The sequence below is a fragment of the Azospirillaceae bacterium genome (assembly GCA_028283825.1).
In the GTDB taxonomy this organism is placed as follows: domain Bacteria; phylum Pseudomonadota; class Alphaproteobacteria; order Azospirillales; family Azospirillaceae; genus Nitrospirillum.
In genome coordinates this window covers 139,759-160,493 of record JAPWJW010000001.1, presented here as the reverse complement: position 1 = coordinate 160,493, position 20,735 = coordinate 139,759, and the positions used below count along the sequence as shown (strand labels likewise).

The window sequence follows — 20,735 nt, the reverse complement described above, 5'->3', positions numbered from 1 at the left end:
CATCCCTAATCCTTAGGAACCGGACCCATGAATAAACATGTCTTAGTCACTGGCGGGGCAGGCTACGTCGGCGCCCTTCTGACCCCGGCGCTCCTGGAGCGCGGCTACAAGGTCACGGTCTACGATATTCTCTATTTTGGCACACCGGGATTGCCGCTTGACCATCCCAACCTCCGGGTCATTCAGGGGGACATCCGCGACACGGCCCGTTTGGCGGAAGCGTTCCGGAGCGTGGACACGGTCATCCACCTGGCCTGCATTTCCAATGACCCCAGTTTTGATCTGGACGAGGGCCTAAGCCAAAGCATCAACTTCGACTGTTTCGAGCCAATGGTCGTTGCGGCAAAAGCCGCGGGGGTGCGGCGCTTCATCTATGCCTCCAGCAGTTCGGTCTACGGTGTCTCGGACGCGCCGGACGTTACTGAGGAACATCCGCTGGTGCCGCTGACCCTTTACAACAAGTTCAAGGGGATGTGCGAACCGCTGTTGTTCCGCCACCAGTCGCCGGATTTCGTGTGCGTCACCATTCGGCCGGCCACGCTGTGTGGCTATAGCCCGCGCATGCGTCTGGACCTCAGCGTCAACATCCTTACCAATCACGCGATCAATAATGGCAGGATCACGGTTTTTGGCGGTAGCCAGAAACGCCCCAACCTGCATGTGCAGGATATGGTCGACCTGTACCTGCTGTTGCTGGACGTGCCTGACGAGGCTATCGCAGGACAGACTTTCAATGCCGGCTACCAGAACCACACCATCGCCGACATTGCCCAGATGGTACGGGAAGAAGTCGAGAAGGAGTTTCCAGGGAAAGCTCCGATCGAGGTAATTTATACGCCGTCCAATGACTTGCGCAGCTACCACATCAATTCCGACAAGATCTCCCACCACCTGGGTTTCCGTCCAAAGCGGGGGATCGGCGACGCAGTCCGGGACCTTTGTCACGCGTTCAAGCAAGGGCTGTTGCCGGACAGCATGACCGACGAGCGTTATGTCAACGTCAAGGTCCTGAAAAGTGGGAACGCCAAATGAGCGCATCCCACCCCCTCGCCGTTATTACTGGTGGCGCGGGCTTCATCGGCAGCCATGCCGTCGATGCCGCCCTGGCTGCGGGCTATCGTGTCCATGTCATCGACAACATGACGGGCGGGCGGCTGGAAAACTTGGCCGCCCATCACCATAATCCCGATTTGCGCGTGGACTCCCGCGACATCCGTCAACTTGCACCCGATGATGCCCTGTTCCGCGGCGCCGAGATCGTCCTGCATTTCGCAGGTATCGGTGACATCGTTCCGTCGATCGAACGGCCGGCCGAATACATGTCAGTCAACGTCCAGGGAACGGTGGCGGTGCTGGAGGCGGCCCGGGCGGCTGGTGTGGGCAAGTTGGTATATGCGGCGTCGTCGTCCTGCTATGGGCTGGCGACCGTGCCAACGGATGAGGACCACCCGATCGACCCCTGCTACCCGTACGCTTTGAGCAAGTACCAGGGCGAGCAGGCTTGTTTGCATTGGCACCGGGTCTATGGGCTGCCGGTCAACAGCATTCGCATTTTCAACGCTTATGGCACGCGCTCCCGGACTTCCGGAGCTTATGGCGCCGTATTCGGGGTGTTCCTGCGCCAAAAGCTGGCCAACCATCCCTTTACCGTCGTGGGTGATGGCGCCCAGACCCGGGATTTTCTGTACGTGAGCGATGTGGCGGCCGCATTCCTGGCGGCTGCCCGTACTGATCTGGTTGGCCATATTTGGAATCTTGGGGCGTCGGCGCCCCAGTCCGTCAATCGGCTGGTCGAGCTGATGGGGGGTGGATCGGTCACGCACCTGCCCAAGCGCCCCGGGGAGCCTGATTGCACGTGGGCCGACACCCGCCGCATCCGTGATGATCTGGGATGGGCACCCTTGGTTTCATTCGAGGAAGGGGTGGCCAAGGTTTTGGCTGACATCGACTATTGGCGCGACGCTCCGCTTTGGACCCCGGATCGGATCGCCGAAGCCACCCGCACCTGGTTCGCCATGCTTTCCCAGGAGAGTTGAATGGAAGAAGCGACGCTTTTTCGCTATCGCAAGAAGATCAAGACGGCGGACGAACTGCGTGCGCTTATCGGTGATCGGCCGCGCGACCAGAAAGTCATCATGTGTCACGGCGTCTTCGATGTCGTCCATCCTGGACACTTGCGGCATCTGATCTACGCGAAGTCGAAGGGCGACGTATTGATTGTCAGCCTGACGGCGGATCAGCATATCAGCAAAGGGAACGTTCGGCCCTATGTGCCCGAAGACCTGCGGGCCTTGAATATCGCTGCTTTCGAACTGGTCGACTGGGTGTTGGTTGACCAGAATCCAACGCCGATCGAGAATATTAGGAAAATACAGCCGGATTATTTCGCGAAGGGATACGAATACGTCAAGGGATCGGTCCATCCCAAGACCCAGGAAGAAATTAATGCGCTGGAAAACTATGGCGGGGAGATGATCTTCACGCCAGGGGATATCGTCTATTCCTCCAGCGCGCTTATCGAGATGGCTCCGCCCAACATCGCCCTGGAAAAGCTGATGTTGTTAATGGAGGCGGAGCAGATCGGTTTTCAGGATTTGCGCGGCGCCTTGACGCGGATGGCCGGGCTGCGGGTGCATGTGCTGGGTGACACCATCATCGACAGCTATACCCAATGCAGCATGATTGGAGGCATGACCAAGACCCCGACAATGAGCGTCCGCTATGAGAGCAAGCAGGACTTTTCCGGCGGGGCGGCAATCGTTGCCAAGCACCTGCAGGCGGCGGGTGCGAAAGTGACCTTTTCCACGGTCTTGGGGGATGATGCATTTCGGGACCATCTGCTCAACGATCTCGATGCCGCCGGCGTGGACTGCCGCGCGGTGATCGACCCCACCCGGCCGACCACCAACAAGAACGCCGTCGTGGTCGGTGGCTATCGCATGTTGAAGATCGATACGCTGGATAACCGCCCCATATCCGAGCGGATTTTGCGGCAACTGACGGCCCAGCTTCGCGAGGTGCCGGCCGATGTCGTCATCTTCTCGGATTTCCGTCACGGCGTGTTCAACCGGGATAGCATTCCCGCCTTCATCGATGCGATTCCGGAGGGCGCGTATCGCGTTGCCGACAGTCAGGTCGCCAGCCGGTGGGGGAATATCCTCGATTTCCCGGGATTCGACCTCATCACGCCGAATGAACGGGAGGCCCGGTTCGCCCTGGGGGACCAGGACGCGACCGTCCGCCCTCTGGGCTCGGAACTGTTCAAACGGGCGGATTGCAAAACCCTGATGCTGAAGCTGGGCGAGCGGGGCATGATCACCTTCCGTCAGGCCGGCCACGACACCAGGAGCTTTTTCATACTGGACAGCTTCGCCGACCAGATAACGGATCCGGTTGGGGCGGGTGACGCCTTGCTGGCATACGCGTCGTTGGCCATGGCGGTAACCGGCAGCGAGGTCATCGCCAGTATCCTCGGATGCTTCGCCGCGGGTCTGGAATGCCAGCACGATGGCAACATGCCGATCACGCCCAAGGAACTGTTAAGCCGCATCGACAAGGCTGAACGGGACATCAGCTATGACTGAACCGGCCGCCTTCCGCTGTGTGGTCATCGGCCTGGGCGTCCAAGGTGAAAAGCGCCGCCGGGTCGCCGGCAAGGACTGTATCGGCACGGTCGACCCGGTCAATGACCGGGCGGACTGGCGCGACGTCGGCCAAATCCCGGCTGATGCCTACGACGCCGCCCTGGTTTGCACCCCAGATGTCGTGAAGCCGGACCTGCTGCGCCATCTGCTGCGGCTTGGCAAGCATGTCCTGGTGGAAAAGCCGCTGGTAGGTGACCACCCGGACGCGTTGACGGAACTGGCGGCTGAGGCCAGTCGGCGGAATCTAACGCTCTACACGGCGTACAACCATCGCTTCGAGCCGCACTTCGTTCGCATGAAGGCGCTACTGGACGGCGGTGGCCTGGGGCGGATCTACCGCTGCCGCATGTCTTATGGCAACGGCACCGCGCGGGACGTCCGAAACTCCGCCTGGCGGGACAAGGACCCAGGCGTTCTGGCAGACCTGGGTTCGCACCTGTTGGACACGGTGCTGTTCTGGTTCGGCGACCAGTGCGGTCCTTTTCGCGTGGTCACGGCCCGGCGGTATGAGAACAACGCTTTCGACCATGTGGTGATCGCGAGCGACGGCGTTCCCGGGATAGAATTGGAAATGAGCCTGCTATCCTGGCGGAACGACTTCACCTGCGACATCGTCGGCGAAGCCGGGTCCGCGCACATCCGCTCGCTCTGCAAGTGGGGGCCGTCCAGCTTCATTCATCGTGAGCGCGTGCTGCCCAGCGGTCGCCCGGACGAGGAAAGTACCGTACTCGTACGTTCCGACCCGACCTGGGAGGCCGAGTACGGTCACTTCCGTCGTCTCTGCCGCACCGGCGGCAGCAACACTGACAACGATATTTGGATCGCGACCCGGCTCAGCGCGCTGGTGCGGGAGGCTTTGACACAATGACGACACGGCCGTCCATCGCCTTTGTGGGCATGACCCATCTTGGCATCGTCCACGCCGCCGCTGCCGCCGCGAAGGGGTTTGACGTTGTGGCATTTGACCAGGATGCGCAACGGGTTGCTGATCTGGTGGCGGGACGGTTGCCGGTGTTGGAGCCGGATCTGCCGGAGTTGTTGGCGGCGCATGCCGCTCGGCTGCGCTTCACCTCCGACCCATCGGATCTGGAAACAGTCCCGCTCTGCTATGTGGCGCCCGATGTGGCTACGGATGCCCAAGGGCGTAGCGACCTGACCATATTGCTGGAACTGATCGCGCTTGCGGAGCGGAATCTGACGTCCGAAGCCGTGCTGGTGGTGTTGAGCCAGGTGCCTCCCGGTTTCACCCGTGGACTGTCCCACCCAGTTGCAAAGCGCTTCTATCAGGTCGAGACGCTGATTTTTGGCCGGGCAGTGGAGCGCGCCCTTCAGCCGGAGCGTTTCATCCTTGGCTGCGCCGATCCGGCAGCCCCCTTGCCTTCCGTCCTTGCCGATTTCCTGGCGGCGTTCGGGTGCCCCTTGCTGCCCATGGGCTGGGAAAGCGCGGAACTGAGCAAGATCGCCATCAATCTATTCCTGGTTTCGTCCATCTCCACCACCAACATGGTGGCTGACCTCTGTGAACGGATCGGGGCTGATTGGGGAGAAATCGCGCCGGCGCTTCGTCTGGACAGGCGTATCGGCCCGCACGCCTATCTGACGCCGGGCCTGGGCATCGCTGGTGGCAATCTGGAACGGGACCTTGCCGGGTTTCGCCGCCTGGCTGGGGAAACGGGTGCCGGCGCTGCTTCGATCGACGTCTGGATCCGCGACGCCGCCCGCCGGCGCGACTGGGCGTTGAGGATACTGCACGAGCATGTCTTCCGTGATGATCCCGGCGGGCGCCTGGCCGTTCTTGGACTGGCCTATAAGGAAAATACCCGATCCACCCGGAATTCGCCGGCCCTGGCCCTGCTGAACGCCTTGGGCGGGAAGGAAGTGGCGGTGTGGGACCCGGAAGTGCCGGCGGATGCGGTGGCCCGCCCCGGCCTTCGCGGTGCGGCCGATGCTCTGGATGCCTGCGAGGGGGCGTGCGCCCTGGTGATAATGACCCCCTGGCCCGAATTCCGCCGCCTGGATCCGATGCGGATCGCTGAAAGGCTGGGGGGGCGGACGGTAATAGACCCATGGCGGCTGCTTTCCACCTCGGCCGTGCGCGCGGCGGGCCTACGCCACTTCGTATTGGGCGCTCCACCGTCCGACCCTCTGGATGCACGAGAAAAGTGAAATGCTGATCCATTCTCCCCTGCCGGTTCATCTCGATCGCGTTGTAATCCTGGGTGGGGGGGGCTTTGTCGGCCGTCTCCTGACGCAGCGATTGCGGGAGCAGGGCGTCCCGGTTCTGGCGCCTGGTCGTCAGGAGCTGGATCTTGCGGCGCCCGACGCCGGACGGCTGCTGGCTGACCGGCTACAGCCGCGCGATAGTCTCGTCCTGTTGGCTGCCCTGACGCCCGACAAGGGGCGGGGTGTTCCGCCCTTCATGGCCAATTTGCGGATGGGGGCCGCCGTGGCCAGCGCGCTGGAGACAGTGCCTTCGGCCCATCTCGTCTATGTCAGCAGCGACGCGGTGTATCCTTTTGCTGACAGCCCCGTGGACGAAGCGACCGCGGCGGAGCCGGGTGACCTCTATGCGGCCATGCATCTATCGCGCGAACTGATGCTGAAGCCGTTGGATACGCCCCTGGCCATTCTCCGCCCTACTTTGATCTATGGCGCTGCCGACACACACAACTCATACGGCCCCAATCGCCTACGCCGTGTTGCGCGCGCGGACGGCCGCATCACCCTTTTTGGCGATGGGGAGGAACGCCGGGACCACATCCTGGTCGATGATGTCGTGGAACTGATTTTACGCACCCTGGCCGCCAGGAGCACCGGCTTGCTCAACCTTGCGACCGGGCAATCGGTTTCCTATCACGACCTGGCGAACCGCGTCGCGGCCTGCTTCACACGTCCCGTCGACATCATTTGCACGCCGCGGAAAACGCCGGCTACCCATCGGCATTTTGATATCTCCGCCTTGCGCCGCGCGTTCCCCGATTTCCGTTTCACGCCGCTGGATCAGGGCTTGGCCAAGGTTCACGCCGACATGATGGAAGGAGAGTGATGGAGGCCTTCGATACCCGGTTTGATTTTCAGATGGCGTTCTGTGGGCGACCGGGCATTTCGCGGGCCTTTTTCCTGGCTCGGCTGCCGCCTGGCGAAGAGACGCGGCTGACGGTGCGCGAAGGGCAGGGCCTTGGCGTATTTGACGCCCGGTCGCTACAGACGGAGGCTCTGGTGGCGCCCTACGACGGGTATGCGCTTTGGTTGCACATGCACCGCGACCGTCTGACGGCACGGGGGTAAAATGGCGGAGGAATTCAACCTGCTGCGATCGGTTCCGAAAGTCGTTCGTGATGTCGGCGCCCGTTTAATCGATAAAGAGGAAAATCGGCGTCTGTCTTTGCAGTTCGGATTTGACTATTTCGATGGGCCGCGCAGCCGGGGATATGGCGGTTATCATTACGACGGGCGCTGGGTGCAGGTTGCCCACGACATCATTGAGCGCTGGGATTTGAAGCCGGGCGACCGGGTCTTGGACATTGGCTGCGCCAAAGGCTTTTTGGTCAAGGACCTCGCGGACCAACTGCCTGGCCTGGAGGTTTGGGGCCTGGATATCTCTGCTTACGCTCTGGCCAATAGCCACCCCGATGTCCGTGGACGACTGGTCCGCGGCAATTGCGATCGGCTTCCGTTTCCCGACGGTGCCTTCACTTTGGCCCTGTCCATCAACACCATCCATAATCTTGAGCCTGAGGGCTGTTTGGCTGCGCTGCGCGAGATGCGGCGGGTGGCGCCCGGCGGGGGATTTGTTCAGGTCGACGCCTACCGTACCGAGGTCGAGCGGCAGATCTTTCAGGACTGGATGCTGGCCGCAAAGACCTGGTGCCGCCCTGAAGAGTGGCGGGCGCTGTTCGATGAGGCCGGGTACAGGGGGGATTGGTATTGGACAGTCATGGAGGCGGGGCCTGAGGTGATAGGGCGGCAGCCATGACCCGACCGATTGCATCGCCCGACGATTTGAAAGGGCGAGCGACCAATTCGCTGTCGAGGACGGGAATGCAAAACAGGGATGGGCTTTGCCCACGCCGCAACCGCGGGATCGGTGCCCTGTCATTCGTCGATTCCAGGATACCCGATGTCTTGCGAAGATTATGGGTTCAGGGGCCTGGAGACGGGCTCAACACGTACAATGGATTGGTTCTTCACCGATCAAATGCCACCCCATGGCGCAATATTTCGGCTGCCCCCCGGCAGTCGTGAAGTTCGGCTTAAACAGGAGCAGATGATATGCTTCCCCCCCTTGCCACCCCGTCCGACCTTTCGAAACTGCCGCCCCTGGTGGACGGTGGCGAGGGGCTCGACCTGACGCGGGCCTTCCAGGACCTGTTGCGGGTGCGCCTGACGGAGGAGACGCTGGCATCCCGCTACAAGGAACAGGAGATGCGCACGCCCACCCATTTCGGCACTGGCCAGGAAGCCGTGGCGGTGGGCGTGTGCCAAGCGCTGGCGCCGGCGGATGCCGTGTACAGCCACCATCGATCACACAATCATTATCTGGCTCGTGGCGGCAGCGTCTATCGTCTGGCGGCGGAAATCTATGGCCGTGAGGATGGATGTTCCCGAGGGCGCGGCGGTTCCGTGCACCTCACCGCCCGCGATAGCGGCTTCATTATTTCCAGCGCCATCCTCGGCCAAACGGTGGCGACAGCCGTGGGGAGTGCCCTGGCTTTCGCCATGGATGGCACCGACGCCGTCGCGGTCAGCTTTTTTGGTGACGCCACGCTGGAAGAAGGCGTGTTCTATGAAAGCCTTAATTTCGCGGCCCTTCATCACCTGCCGGTCCTGCTGGTCTGCGAAAACAATCTGTATTCGACCGAGAGCCCGGCCGACGTGCGGCAACCCCCGGGATCAAGCCTCTGTGGCCGGGTGCGCAGCTTTGGCGTGACGGCGGACCAGGTGGACGGAAACGACGTGGCGGCCGTATTCAAAGCGGCGGCGGCGGCCCGGCTGCGCGCGCGCGCAGGCGGAGGGCCAGTGTTTCTGGAATGCATGACGTATCGCTGGCGGGAACATGTGGGCCCGGCTTTCGACCATGAGTCCGGACGAACCTATCGTTCAAAAGCTGAACTGGACCTGTGGTTGGAGCGCTGTCCGGTTCGTCGGGCGGCAGCCCATCTGGTTCGTACCGGGCAGGCGGGTGTCGATGACGTGAACACCATGGCGGATACGACAGCCACCCATGTCGCGGCGGAAATCGAGCGGGCCCGTGCCGCCCCTTGGCCCTCACCGGATAGCCTGTTCGACCATGTTTGGCGCGCCACAGCGGGGAACGTAGCATGAGCCGTATACTGACCTATGCCGAAGCCATCTCCGAGGCGACTGTCCAGGCGATGGAACGCGATCCGAATATTTTTATCACGGGCATCGCTGTTGACTATCCGTCCGGCATTTTCGGGACGACGACGGCGGCATACCAGCGGTTCGGCTCCGCCCGGGTTTTCGACGCGCCGGCCATGGAAAACGCGCTAACCGGGATCGCCATTGGTGCCGCGGCATCTGGCAAGCGACCGCTAATCGTCCATCCCCGCAACGACTTCATGTTCCTCGCCTTTGATAACCTCATCAACCTGGCGGCGAAGTGGTCATACATGTACGGCGGGCAAGCGGGATCGGTACCCATCGTCGTGCGCGCCGTGATCGGTAAAGGCTGGGGACAGGGGGCGACCCACTCCCAGAGTCTGCAGGCGCCGCTCGCACATTTTCCTGGCCTGACCGTCGCCATGCCGGCGACGCCCCGCGATGCCAAGGGGCTGCTGCTGGCTGCCCTGCAGGCCGATGGCCCCGTGGTCCTTCTGGAACACCGGGCTCTTTACAATGTTTCCGGGCCGGTGCCGTCAGAACCGGAACCGACCCCTCTGGGCCGAGCCGCCGTTTTGCGGCCCGGCCGCGACATCACCATCGTAACCACGTCCCTGATGACGATTGAGGCGGAGCAAGCCTGCAAAGACCTCGCGAGACTGGGCGTCGAGGCGGAGTTGGTTGATCTCCGTTCCATTCGCCCCCTTGATTCCGAGACCATCCTCGCTTCCGTGCGCAAGACCGGGCGGCTGCTTGTCGCGGATACAAGCTGGGAATTGTGTGGCGTCACGAGCGAGGTTGCGGCTCTGGCGGCGGAGCAGGCGTTCGGGTTCCTGAAAGCGCCGGTGCGGCGCATTGCTCTGGCGGACTGTCCGGCTCCCGTATCACAGGTTCTGGAGGCCAGTTTCTATCCAAGGGCGTCGACGCTCGTCCGCGCGGCCCTTTCCCTTCTGGGAAAGGCCGATCAGGTCGAAACCACAGATCGGCCCGATGATTTCAAAGGGCCGTACTGATCATCGTTCCGAAACACCTTGATGCGGGAATACAGTGATGCCGTTAGAGACTCCCCTCCCGTCGCTGGCACATCGTCTACGCGCGGAATTCGAACAGCGCCTGGCGACAGCCCTGCGTGAAGCCGGCGTGGCTGCCGAGGAATGCGTTGAGCGGGTGCGCCTCGTAATCCGGACGGCAGAGGCCGACTCTTTGGACATTTGGGCGATTTATCACCTGCTCGGTAACGCTGGCCGGTTGCGGGAATTGGTGGAGGCAGCGGTTGGTCGGCCGGTCGGAAAATTAGCCATCGCGCCCGTGCCTGGCTATTTCGAGCCCCTGATCCCGCTTTTCGAGAAGCAATTCGATCAAATCGTTCTTTGTGACAATTTCAAGGTCGGCAAGCAGATGTCCGACGCACCGGCCGTCATCGACCTACCCTCCCTGCAAGCGCAACTCGATGACGTGGATTGCATTCTGATTGGCACGGTGGATCAAAAAATCCGTGGATTATTTTCAGCCCAATTGCCCGCAGAAAAAACTATAAGCATCTATGACATTTTGGATGATTCGGTAATTGTTTCGGAGAACTCAATAAGAAATGCGCGCGAATTAGAAGGGGTGATAAGGGAATTTGATAATCCATTTATTATTCTTTGCCATCGTTTTACGCCTCCTTACGTCTCAACGGTCTCGGCTTTGCGCGATGCCGGTTATGACGTCGTTATTCTATCCAGATTCAAGGAAAACGCTGGCTTGGGCATCAAGCAGACAGATCTTCACCTGCTCGGAGCCAAAGCCGTCTATCCCGTCAATCTGATTGAAAACCTGTACCTGGCGCAAGTTCTCGACCACTGTCCGTGGTGGTTCCTCAATGACGGCTTTCTTCACGCGTCGTGGAGTTTTGAGCGGGCGACCTGGCACTATGCTTATACGGCGGCGATGTTGGAAATGATCAACGCGCCGCGGATATTGTGTCTTTATGATCCGATCAAACCGGCCATTAAGGACTGGGAATACGAGCAACCGGCGCTGGCGGCCTGGGCCGCTGCCATTCGCCGGGCTGACGGCGTGCATGTCGGATGCGCCAACCAACATCTCGTCGACTTCATGATACGGCAATCGGGTGGGCGCTGTCCCTTCATCGGCTTCCTGCGCTACAATCTCCCCGCTCATAAGCGGCGGCCACCCCGAACGGAATCGTTCTCGCTTGCCCTGGTAAGTCCCATCGCGGACGAGGTGTCGGACCCGGGGACGGACTTGCGCGCGGTTATTCGTGAACTGCTGCGGCAGGGTTTGGATCTACATTACTATACCGGTTCTCCAGCTAGCTGGGTCTTCAGGGATAGTCTTCCCGAAGAAGAGGCCCGTCATTTGCATGTGCATCGCCAGATCATTGATCAGCAGGAATTGATTTGGGAAATATCTCGCTACCACGCAGGCTGGTGCGTTGGCAATTTTGACGTCTTCGATGATATCGTCGTTAAAATGGAAAGCCGCGAGGGTACGTGATTTTTATTCTCTATTTCCACGGACAACGGTTCCATCACGCGCGCTTGCCTTCGGTTCTGCGGGGCTGCCAATTATTTACAGCAATATCCTGCATGAGGTCGCTGGCCTGTTCCCAGCCGGTTGCGCCATTCCCTTCAATGTTTCTCAAGCCCGCTTTTTGGGAGATATCTTGCGACGGCAGGATTGGCCTAAGCTATGGCGGCAGATGGACGACGCGGTTCCCGGCTTCGCGATGCGGGCACATTTCCCGCGCTTCCAAGACTTCATTGGGCAAGCCAAAGCGCACTGGGCGGAACGACGCGCGGACAGTGCTGTCGCGGTTTCCGACGCCGGCGGCGGGACAGCCGCCCTATCTATGCGATCCGTGGAGTAGCCAAAATGACACACGACGATGCAGCCGCCGCTCGCCTCCTCAAGCCACTGCTTCATCGGACTTTATCTCAACAGCCCCGCACTCTTGGTATAAGTAACTGATCTTGATCAGGAAATACGCCCATGTCCAAGGCGCGTGAGACACACTCCGGGGACGCTATCTTGGGACTTCGCACTTGCTCGTCCAACGTCGCCAGTAATCTTGCCTGCGTGTGCGCCCCATTGGTCATGCGGTTGGGTCCGGGCCGGGGCCCCTTGAGATGAGTGTGGCGACCGCCTGCCTGCCGGGGATGGCGGATCGGGCGCCTAGGGCGGTGACCGCCAGGCCGGCGGCGGCGGCGGCGAAGCGCAGGGCGGCGGTCAAGGAATGCCCTTGCAGCAGGGCGGCCAGGCAGGCCCCGTTGAAACAATCGCCGGCACCGGTCGCATCCACCAGGCGGGTTGGGAACGCCGGCTGTTCGACGGTCTGGTCCCGGGTGGCCGCCAGGGCGCCCCGCGCGCCCAGGGTCACCACCGCCAGGGCCGGCCCCGGACGCCCCGTGCCGCCCAGCACGGCGCGCAACGTGTCAAGGCCGGGCGGCTGGCCGGTCGCAGCCCGGAAGCCGCGTTCGTTGAAGAACACGATGTCGGCCCAGGGGGCCAAGGCCTGGAAAGCGGCGGGCGTGGGGGCGACCGCCGCCTCCACATCGATGGCGACGGTGGTGCCGGCGGCGCGGGCCAGCGTGCTGAGCGTCGTGAACTCCGCCAGGTCATAAGGCATGGCGTAGACCAGGCGTGCCTGGCCCAGGGCGGCGGGCAGGGTTGTCCCGTCCAGAACCGGTCCCGGAATGGGCGCGTAGACCAGGGCCTTCTCACCCGCGTCATCGACCATGACGGCGGCGGTGGCGCAGGGGCAGGGCACCCGGCGGACCAGGTTGGTGTCAACGCCGAAACGCTGGAATTCCCGTACCAGGAAATCGCCGTCGGCATCCGCCCCCACCCGGCCGTAGGCGGCGGCACCGGCCCCCAGGCGGGCCGCCGCGCAGGCGACATTGGCCGCCGTGCCGCCGGCCTGGGGGGGCAGGCGCCGGCCCAGGACCTTTTCATCCGCCGCCGGGGCGTGTTCCACGGCGAACACCAGGTCAATGGTGGGGTCGCCAAAGGCCAGCAGGTCGAAACGCCGGGCGCCGGGAAACATCATGGAAGCCTTGCCTGGCTGGATGAGGTGCGGAAGCCGCTACCAGCCTGTGCCACGGCATCGCCGGCCGCCAGCGTCATCTCCTGCGCCAGCATCAGCAGGGGCAGGGGTGACAGGAACTCATCCACCACCGGCAGGGGATGGTCGGGACCACCCAGCGTCACGGCACGGGCGCCCGCCGCCTCCGCCACCCGTATGGCGTCAAGCAGCCGGGGGGCGGTTCGCGCGCCGGGCGGCACCAGTGCCAGCACCAGATCGTCCCGCCCCAGGGCCCAGGGGCGCAGCGCGTGTTGGAACTCCTCCGCCTCATGCGGCAGGGCGGCCAATGCCGCTGCGGCGGTCAACAGGTCGGCCACCGCGTGCGCCGTGCCGGCGTTGGGTCCGGCGCCCACGATGTGCAGCATGCGATGACGCGGCAGCGTGACGCCCAGGGTGCCTGCGGCGTCACGGCCCCGATGGCGCACCTGTTCCAGCAGGGTGGGCATCGCGGCCAATTGCGCGCGGACGCCCGCCGGTGTCCGCGCGCCGCCCCAGTCGATCGCCAACAGGAACAGCGTGGCCAGGGTGGCGCTGGTCGCCTGGGTGGGGATGCCGGCCTTGGCGGCACCGGGGCACAGGCTGCCTGCCGACACTGCCAGGAAAGGGTTGCCGGGCGTGTCCCGGTCGCTGATGCCGATGACGAAGGCGCCGCTGTGCCGGGCGCGGTCCAGCGCGTCATGGGCTGGGCCCGGCCGGCCGCTGGAACTGACCACCGCCACGGCGGTGCCGGGCCCCAGGTCCGGATGGCCGTAGGCCACCAGCTCATGGGCCGGGACCGCCTGGCAGGGGATGCCGGCATAGGCGGCGAAGGCCGGCGCCGCCATGTGGCCGGCGGACAGGCTGTCGCCCGATCCGGTTATGATCAGGCGCGTGATGCCGTGTGCCGTCAGCGCGGCCGCCAGCCCGGCCACCGGATCGGCCAGCCGCGCCAGGGCCCGGCCAATGGCTGCCGGGGTGTCCGCGACCTCCGCCGCCGTGGCGGCTAGCGGCATGATGTCGTCGACGACCGTCATGCGGCCAGCCGCCGGCGGGCGATGGCCGCCAGCCCGTTCGCCAGCCCGTCCAGGTCATACTCCCGCCCGTTCACCGCCCGGAATTCCACCGTCAGGTCGGCCGGCAGCGCCGTGGCACCCTTGAGCGCGCCGGCCAGCGCGCCGGCCATGGTGGCGATGGAATCGGTGTCGTTGCCCACCGTGGCCGACAGGGCGATGGTGCGCAGCGGGTCGCCCTGGGCGTAGGCCAGGATGGCGATGGCGGCGGGCACGGATTCCGCCGCCAGGACGGATGCGCCGATGCGCTCATCCAGGGCGCGCAGGAAGGCCAGGTCGTCGCCGGCGGTGGCGGCGATGTCCAGCGCTTGCTCCAGCCGGGCCTGGAAACGCGGGCCGGGGCCCACCCGCGCATGGGTCGCGGCCAGGGCGGCCCCCCGTCGGCCGCCCTCCACGCAAGCGGCGACCACGGCGGCGATGTCGTCCGTCACCAGCGCCTGGGCGGCCCCGGCGGCGATGGCGCAGGCGGCGGCGATGGCGACGTCGGTGTCGTGGGACGGCAGGCAGGTCACCAGCGTCTGGGCGCAGGCGCCCTCGATATCGCCGGGATGCACCAGGCCGGCCGGTGCCACCCGCATGGCGGCACCGTTGGTGGTGCCGATGGTGGTCATCTTGCGCCGCGACCGGCCGATGACACCCACCAGTGCGGGGTCGGTGCCGGCGCGGAGCGCCGCCACCACGCCCACGGTGCTGGGCCCCATGAAGCCGGCCTTGGGCGAGGTGTCGGCCCAGTCCAGCAGGCAGGCGATCCAGCCGGCCTGATCCAGGTCGCCGCCGCCCCGCACCAGGGCGCGGGCCAGGTAATACATCTGGCTGGCGTCGTCGGTGACCTCCCCCGTCTTGCCGGCATTGGCGCCGGCGAAGGTGTCCGGCGTGGGTTCGACGAAGCGGGTGAGCGGTCCGCCGTGGGCCGCCAGGATCTCCGCCATCGACCATTGTTCGGTAGGGGCACCCAGGGCGTCGCCCATGCCGGCCAACAGCAGGGAACCGGCGATCTTGTCGTGCAGGATGTCAGCGCTCATGGGGAAACTCATGTCGGGTTGGAAAGGGTGGCCAGCACCGCGGCGGTGCGACGGCGCTGGGCCCGGCGGCGGCGCACATTGACCAGGACCAGGGCGGCGATGGTGACCAGCGGCGGGATCATGAAGACCACCTCCGCCGGGATGGCCAGCAGGCCCAACTGGGCGGCAGCCACGCCGCTGGCGCCGAACACCAGGGCCGCGATCACCGTGCCCAGCGGCCGGCGGGCGCCCAGGAAGACGGCCGCCAGCGCCAGATAGCCGCGCCCGGCCGCCATGTCGGCCTGAAACAGGGTCAGGTAGCCCATGCCCAGGAAGACGCCGCTGGCCCCGGCCAGCAGGCCGCTCAACAGCAGGGCCGCGTAGCGCAGGCGCTTCACGGCCAGGCCGGCGGCCAGGGCCGCCTCCGCATTCTCCCCCGTGGCGCGCAGGCGTAGGCCGAAGAGGGTGTGGCGTAGGGTCCAGCCGATGGCCAGGGGGGCCAGGAGGACGCCATAGACCAGCACGTTGTGGCCGCCGCCGTCGCCGTTCAGCAGGACGCCCAGCACCGGCACCTCGTCCACCCCCGGCCAATGCAGGCTGGGCAGGGCGAAGCTGGCCAGGCTGGCCGTCGATCCCTTGTCACCCGTCAGCGCCGCCATCAGCAGGACGGTCAGCCCCTGGGCCAGGATGTTCAGGGCCACGCCGGCCACGATCAGGTCGGCGCCCAGTTCCAGGTGGAAGACGGCCAGCATGCCGGCCAGCGCGGCCCCCGCCGCCAGCCCGGCCGCCGCCCCCAGCCAGGGGTGCAGCCACAGGGGTGCGTCCGGCCACCACTGCGCGGAATAGGCCGACACCACCACGCCACAGAAGGCGGCGACCAGAATCGACCCTTCCAGCGCCACGTTGATGCAGCCGGCCAGTTCCGACACCAGGCTGCCCAGGGCGGCGAACACCAGCGGTGTCGCGGCGCGCAGCACGGCCACGGCCAGGGTGGCGGCGATGGTGCCGCTGGCGATCAGGTCCAGGCTCATGACGCGGCCCCCCATCGCTGGCGCAGGGCGGCGGCCCCCTGGCGCGCCAGGGGCCACAGGCGGTCCGATACGACGAACAGGATGATCAGCGCCTGGATGACCTGCACCATCTCACGCGGGACATCGGTGGTGCGCTCCATCGCTTGGGCGCCCACCCGCAGATAGGCGTAGGCCAGGGCGGCCAGGGGGATGGCGGCCACCCGGTTGCGGGCCAGCAGGGCCACGACGATGCCGTCGAAGCCGATGCCCGGCGTCAGATCGATGGGCAGGCGTTGCAGCAGGGCGTTGGAAACGTGGAAGCCGCCCAGGCCGGCGAACAGGCCGCCCAGCGCGAAGGACAGGGCGATGGCGCGCGGCACCGCCACGCCGGCCCGTGCCGCGAACCATGGGTTGGCCCCCACCAGGTCGATGGCGAAGCCCAGGGTTGTGCGGTGTAGGAGGAAGGCGGCCGCGGCGGTGGCGGCCAGCGCCAGGCCCGCCATGGCGGTGACGTTGGTGCGGGGGATCAGGGGCGCCAGGGTGGCGGCGTCGGGCAGGGCCGGGGTGGTGATGAAGCCGGCCGTGGGATCGTTCAGCACATGCCCCACCACCAGGCGGTAGATCTGCACCGCCACCACGTTCAGCATCAGGGTGGTGACGATCTCATTGGCCTCCACCGCCGTCTTCAGCAGGCCGGGCAGCAGGCCCCAGGCCGCACCACCCAGGGCCGCCGCCAGTAGGGCCAGGGGCAGGGCGATGACGGCGGGCGCGCCGTCCAGCGCCAGGCTGACCGCTGCCGCTGCCAGTGCCCCCATGAACAGCTGGCCGTCGGCGCCCAGGGAGAATTTGGCGGGCGCGGAAGGGGATGGCGACCGCCAGGCCCACCAGGGTCAGGGTGGTCGCATCCTCCAGCCAGGCGCCGAACCGCACCAGGCGGCGCACCACCATATGACCGTCGGGCGCGTGCGCCAGGGTGGGCAGGGGCCCCGTCAGCAGGGCGCGGAAGGCAGTCAGCGGTTCCGCGCTGACACAGGCGGTCAGCAGGAAACCCAGCAGCAGGGCCAGGGCGATGGCCAGGACCACGCGGGTGATCTCGTGGGCGGCGGTCATGCCACACCCTCCGCCAGGCCCGTCATGTGCAGGCCCAGGGTGTGGGCATCCACCGTGCCGGTGGCGAAGGTGGCGACGATGGACCCGCGATACAGCACGGCCACACGGTCGGACAGGGCCAATATCTCCTCCAGGTCGGCGGAGATCAGCAGGATGGCCGCCCCCTGATCGCGCAAGGTTCGCAGGCGCTGGCGCAGGCTGGCGGACGCCGCCGCGTCCACGCCGCGCGTGGGTTGGCTGGCGAGCAGCAGGGCCGGGTTGTCCGCCACCTCCCGCGCCAGGATCAGCTTCTGCATGTTGCCGCCCGACAGCGCGCCCATGGGCTGGTCCGGCCCGGTGGCGCGCACGCCGAAGGCCTGGATCACCCCCGTCGCCCAGCGATGGACGGCGCCCCGGTCGATCAGGCCGTGGCGGGCCAGCGGCGCCCGGTCATGGCGGGTCGCCATCAGGTTCTGGGCGATGCTGAGGGCGGGGGCCACGCCGTCATGCAGCCTGTCCTCCGTCACCACGGCCACGCCGGCTGCGCGGGCTGCGCGCACGCCCCGGCCGGTGATGGGCCGGCCGTCCAGCAGTGCCTCGCCGGCGCTGGGCGCCTCCGTCCCCGACAGCAGGCGGGCCAGCGTGTTCTGGCCGTTGCCCTCCACCCCGGCGACGCCCAGGATTTCACCGGCGGCGATCTCGAAGGAAACGTTGCGCAGGCGGATCGATCCTGCCGCGTTAACGTGGGTGAGGTTGCGCACGGCCAGGCGGCGGGCGCCCACCGGACGGTCGCGACCCGTGACGGGCGGCGCCGGATCGACACCCATGACCAGGCGGGCCAGCGCGTCCCCGTCCAGGTCGGCGGTACGGCCGCCACCCGTCACCCGGCCCTGGCGCAGGGCGGTGACGTGGTGGGACAGGGCCCGCACCTCATCCAGCTTGTGGGTGATGATCAGGACGGTGCGGCCCGCCGCCGCCATGCGGCGCAGGGCGTCGAACAGGCCGGCCACCTCCGGCGGGGTCAGGACGGCGGTCGGCTCGTCCAGCAGCAGGAAACGGGCGCCACGATGCAGCACCTTCAGGATCTCCACCCGCTGGCGGATGCCCAGGGGCAGGCTTGCCACCGTCGCGGCCGGATCGACCTCCAGGCCGGACTGCCGGGCCAACTCCGCCACGCGCGCCAGGGCCGCGGCCCGGTCCAGCCGTCCGCCCGGCCGTCGGGGTTCCTGGCCCAGCACCACGTTTTCCGCCACGCTCAGCGACGGCACCAGGTTCAGGTGCTGGGCCACCAGGCCGATGCCGGCGGCGATGGCGTCGGCGGGGTGGCGGAAATCCACCGGTCGGCCATCGACGCGCAGGGTGCCGGCGGTCGGCCGCTCCAGCCCGTACAGCATCTTCATGATTGTGGATTTGCCGGCGCCATTCTCCCCCACCAGGGCGTGGATTTCCCCGGCGACGACGGTGAAGCTGACATCGCTGTTGGCCAGCGTGCCGTTGGCATAACGCTTGGTGACGTTTTCCAGCGTCAGGGCGGGGGTCATTTCGGCCCTCCTGCGAAGGCGGTGGGTACGGTGACGCGGCCGCTGATGATGTCGTCCCGTGCCTGGTCCACGGCGGCCCTGACCGCCGGCGGTATGGGCAGGGCGGCATCGGGGTTGTCGGCCAGGCCGATGGCGCCCTCCTTCAATCCTAAGGATTCCGTGGTGCCCAGGGGCAGGCGGCCGGCCACCAGCAGGCGCAGGGCGCGCAGCACGGTGGCATCCACGTTCTTGAGGACGGAGGTCAGGATGTGCGCCGCCCGGCCGGGGTTGGATGTCCGATAGAGCGCCGCCTGGTCGGAATCCACGCCGATGACATAACGCCCGGCCTCATCCGCCGCCTCGATCACGCCCTGGCCGGTGGCCCCCGCCACCTGGAAGATGATTCCGGCGCCCTGGCCGTACTGGGCCTTGGCGATCTCCTTGCCCGTTGCGGGGTCGGAGAAGGAGTTGGCGTACTGGCGCAGCACGGTGACATTGGGCGCGGTGGCGGCGGCACCGGCGATGAAGCCGGCGGCGAAGTCGTTGATCACCGGGATGGGCATGGCGCCGATCAGGCCCACCGTGCCGGGATCGGCACCCGGCACGGCGCCCGCCTGGGCCAGTCCCGCCGCCAGCACGCCGGCCAGATAACCGCCCTCATTCTGGCGGAAGCGGATGGTGTGGACGTTGCGGCAGGCGCACTTGGTGAAGTCCACCGCCCCGTCGAACAGGATGAAGGTGACCTCCGGATAGTCCGGCGCCACCTTCTGCACCAGCGGGCCCATGGTGTAGGTGCCGGTGACGATGATGGGGAAGTCGCCGCTGTCGGCCAGGTCGACCAGCCCGCTTTCCCACCGCGTCGGGTCGAAACCGCCCTCCACCGTGCGCACCGGCAGATGCAGTTCGTCGCCCGCCTGGCGCAGGCCGCGCGCGGCGCTGTCGAAGAAGGATTTGTCGCCCAGCACGCCGTTGACGAAAAAGGCCACGCGTGGCGGCGTTTCCGCCCCGGCGCCGGCCGGCATCATCAGCAGGACAAGTGCCAGGACGATCCATCCTCTCATGGCAGGCGCGCCAGCCGTTCGGCCATCAGCGCCAGCAGGCCGGGCGCGTCCAGGCCGGTGTTCAGCATCACGGCACCCTCCGCCGCGGGCGTGAAATGGCAGCGGCCCTCTTCATCCCCCGGCCGGTAATCCACCGTGAGGGCGCCGGTGCCGCCCTGGAACAGGCCGGGGCGCAGCAGGGCCGCGACCGGGCAGGCGTCGTGCAGCAGCGGGTCTTGCGTGCCATAGACCGCCAGCATGGCGGCCAGCGCCTGGGTCGAACGGCCGGGTCCGGCAGCCAAGTCCTTCAGCCAATCGGGCGTCATGGCGGCTTGGGCGGTGACGTCCAGGGGGAACAGGTCCAGCCGTGCGCCGGCGGTCATCACCACGTGCGCCGCCGCCGGGTCGGCCCAGAAGTTGAACTCCGCCGCCGGCGTCACGTTGCCGGGGCAGAAGGCGGCACCCCCCATGATGTGGACGCTGCGCGCCCGGGCCAGCAGGCCGGGGTGCCTGATCTCCGCCAGCGCCAGGTTAGTCAGGGGCCCCATGGCCACCACTGCCAGCTCGGGGCCGGTCGGCGACAGCAGCAGGCGGGCCAGGGCGTCGGCGGCGTGCTCATCCTCCACCGCGTCCCCATCCTGCGGCAGATCCACCCCGCCCAGGCCGTCGGCGCCGTGCACCAGGTTGGTGCGCGGCTCGGGATGCAGCAGGGGGCGGGCCGCACCGGCATGGACCGGGATGTCCGGCCGGCCGAACAGGTCCAGCAGGCGCCGGGCGTTGCGGGTGGTCACGGCCACGGGGCGGTTGCCGGCGACACAGGTCACCGCTCGCACGTCCAACTCGGGTGAGGCCACCGCCAGGGCCAGGGCCAGGGCGTCGTCAATGCCGGGATCGCAATCAATCACTACCGCTGTGGAAGGCATTTAGGTCTTTCGTGAAGCAAAACAGA

Annotated in this window: 19 protein-coding genes; 11 read left to right on the top strand and 8 right to left on the bottom strand. The window is 66.0% G+C overall.

Annotated features, from left to right (window positions below):
• The first annotated feature begins 27 nt into the window (after positions 1-27).
• The 11 genes from PW843_00470 (at position 28) to PW843_00420 (ending at position 11,489) form a co-directional block, all read left to right on the top strand.
• Positions 28-1,032, top strand: coding sequence for an SDR family oxidoreductase (locus PW843_00470; GenBank protein ID MDE1145080.1), 1,005 nt, complete (start codon positions 28-30; stop codon positions 1,030-1,032).
• Positions 1,029-2,036, top strand: a complete 1,008-nt coding sequence (locus PW843_00465) for a GDP-mannose 4,6-dehydratase (GenBank protein ID MDE1145079.1) — start codon at positions 1,029-1,031, stop codon at positions 2,034-2,036. The genes PW843_00470 and PW843_00465 overlap by 4 nt, the downstream gene beginning before the upstream one ends.
• Positions 2,037-3,584: a PfkB family carbohydrate kinase gene (locus PW843_00460; GenBank protein MDE1145078.1), complete on the top strand. Its 1,548-nt coding sequence runs from the start codon at positions 2,037-2,039 to the stop codon at positions 3,582-3,584.
• On the top strand, positions 3,577-4,512 hold the full coding sequence (locus PW843_00455; GenBank protein MDE1145077.1) for a Gfo/Idh/MocA family oxidoreductase: 936 nt from the start codon (positions 3,577-3,579) through the stop codon (positions 4,510-4,512). Before PW843_00460 ends, PW843_00455 begins: the two co-directional genes overlap by 8 nt.
• On the top strand, positions 4,509-5,810 hold the full coding sequence (locus tag PW843_00450) for a nucleotide sugar dehydrogenase (protein ID MDE1145076.1): 1,302 nt from the start codon (positions 4,509-4,511) through the stop codon (positions 5,808-5,810). The genes PW843_00455 and PW843_00450 overlap by 4 nt, the downstream gene beginning before the upstream one ends.
• Position 5,811: 1 nt before the next feature.
• On the top strand, positions 5,812-6,690 hold the full coding sequence (locus PW843_00445; protein MDE1145075.1) for an NAD(P)-dependent oxidoreductase: 879 nt from the start codon (positions 5,812-5,814) through the stop codon (positions 6,688-6,690).
• A complete protein-coding gene (locus PW843_00440; GenBank protein ID MDE1145074.1) occupies positions 6,690-6,932 on the top strand; it encodes a hypothetical protein in 243 nt (80 codons plus the stop codon). The genes PW843_00445 and PW843_00440 overlap by 1 nt, the downstream gene beginning before the upstream one ends.
• Before the next feature lies 1 nt (position 6,933).
• On the top strand, positions 6,934-7,620 hold the full coding sequence (locus tag PW843_00435) for a class I SAM-dependent methyltransferase (protein ID MDE1145073.1): 687 nt from the start codon (positions 6,934-6,936) through the stop codon (positions 7,618-7,620).
• Between the two features lie 347 nt (positions 7,621-7,967).
• Entirely contained in the window at positions 7,968-8,969 is a 1,002-nt protein-coding gene (locus PW843_00430; GenBank protein MDE1145072.1) for a thiamine pyrophosphate-dependent dehydrogenase E1 component subunit alpha, read from the top strand.
• Positions 8,966-10,000, top strand: a complete 1,035-nt coding sequence (locus tag PW843_00425; GenBank protein ID MDE1145071.1) for a transketolase C-terminal domain-containing protein — start codon at positions 8,966-8,968, stop codon at positions 9,998-10,000. The genes PW843_00430 and PW843_00425 overlap by 4 nt, the downstream gene beginning before the upstream one ends.
• Before the next feature lie 37 nt (positions 10,001-10,037).
• Positions 10,038-11,489: a hypothetical protein gene (locus tag PW843_00420; protein MDE1145070.1), complete on the top strand. Its 1,452-nt coding sequence runs from the start codon at positions 10,038-10,040 to the stop codon at positions 11,487-11,489.
• 598 nt (positions 11,490-12,087) lie between these two features.
• Here the strand turns inward: PW843_00420 and PW843_00415 are convergent.
• The 8 genes from PW843_00415 to PW843_00380 all read right to left on the bottom strand — a co-directional run bounded on the left by PW843_00415 (position 12,088) and on the right by PW843_00380 (position 20,709).
• Positions 12,088-13,041, bottom strand: a complete 954-nt coding sequence (locus tag PW843_00415; protein ID MDE1145069.1) for a carbohydrate kinase family protein — start codon at positions 13,039-13,041, stop codon at positions 12,088-12,090.
• Positions 13,038-14,090, bottom strand: coding sequence for an SIS domain-containing protein (locus PW843_00410; GenBank protein ID MDE1145068.1), 1,053 nt, complete (start codon positions 14,088-14,090; stop codon positions 13,038-13,040). Before PW843_00410 ends, PW843_00415 begins: the two co-directional genes overlap by 4 nt.
• The gene (locus PW843_00405) at positions 14,087-15,148 is read right to left on the bottom strand and encodes an ADP-ribosylglycohydrolase family protein (GenBank protein ID MDE1145067.1); all 1,062 of its coding nucleotides are present in this window, start codon (positions 15,146-15,148) and stop codon (positions 14,087-14,089) included. Before PW843_00405 ends, PW843_00410 begins: the two co-directional genes overlap by 4 nt.
• A gap of 8 nt (positions 15,149-15,156) precedes the next feature.
• Positions 15,157-16,158: a hypothetical protein gene (locus PW843_00400; protein MDE1145066.1), complete on the bottom strand. Its 1,002-nt coding sequence runs from the start codon at positions 16,156-16,158 to the stop codon at positions 15,157-15,159.
• Positions 16,155-16,952, bottom strand: a complete 798-nt coding sequence (locus PW843_00395; protein ID MDE1145065.1) for a hypothetical protein — start codon at positions 16,950-16,952, stop codon at positions 16,155-16,157. The genes PW843_00400 and PW843_00395 overlap by 4 nt, the downstream gene beginning before the upstream one ends.
• A gap of 291 nt (positions 16,953-17,243) precedes the next feature.
• A complete protein-coding gene (locus PW843_00390; protein ID MDE1145064.1) occupies positions 17,244-18,767 on the bottom strand; it encodes an ABC transporter ATP-binding protein in 1,524 nt (507 codons plus the stop codon).
• A complete protein-coding gene (locus PW843_00385; GenBank protein ID MDE1145063.1) occupies positions 18,764-19,807 on the bottom strand; it encodes a BMP family ABC transporter substrate-binding protein in 1,044 nt (347 codons plus the stop codon). Before PW843_00385 ends, PW843_00390 begins: the two co-directional genes overlap by 4 nt.
• Positions 19,804-20,709, bottom strand: coding sequence for a nucleoside hydrolase (locus PW843_00380; GenBank protein ID MDE1145062.1), 906 nt, complete (start codon positions 20,707-20,709; stop codon positions 19,804-19,806). Before PW843_00380 ends, PW843_00385 begins: the two co-directional genes overlap by 4 nt.
• Positions 20,710-20,735 lie beyond the last annotated feature (26 nt).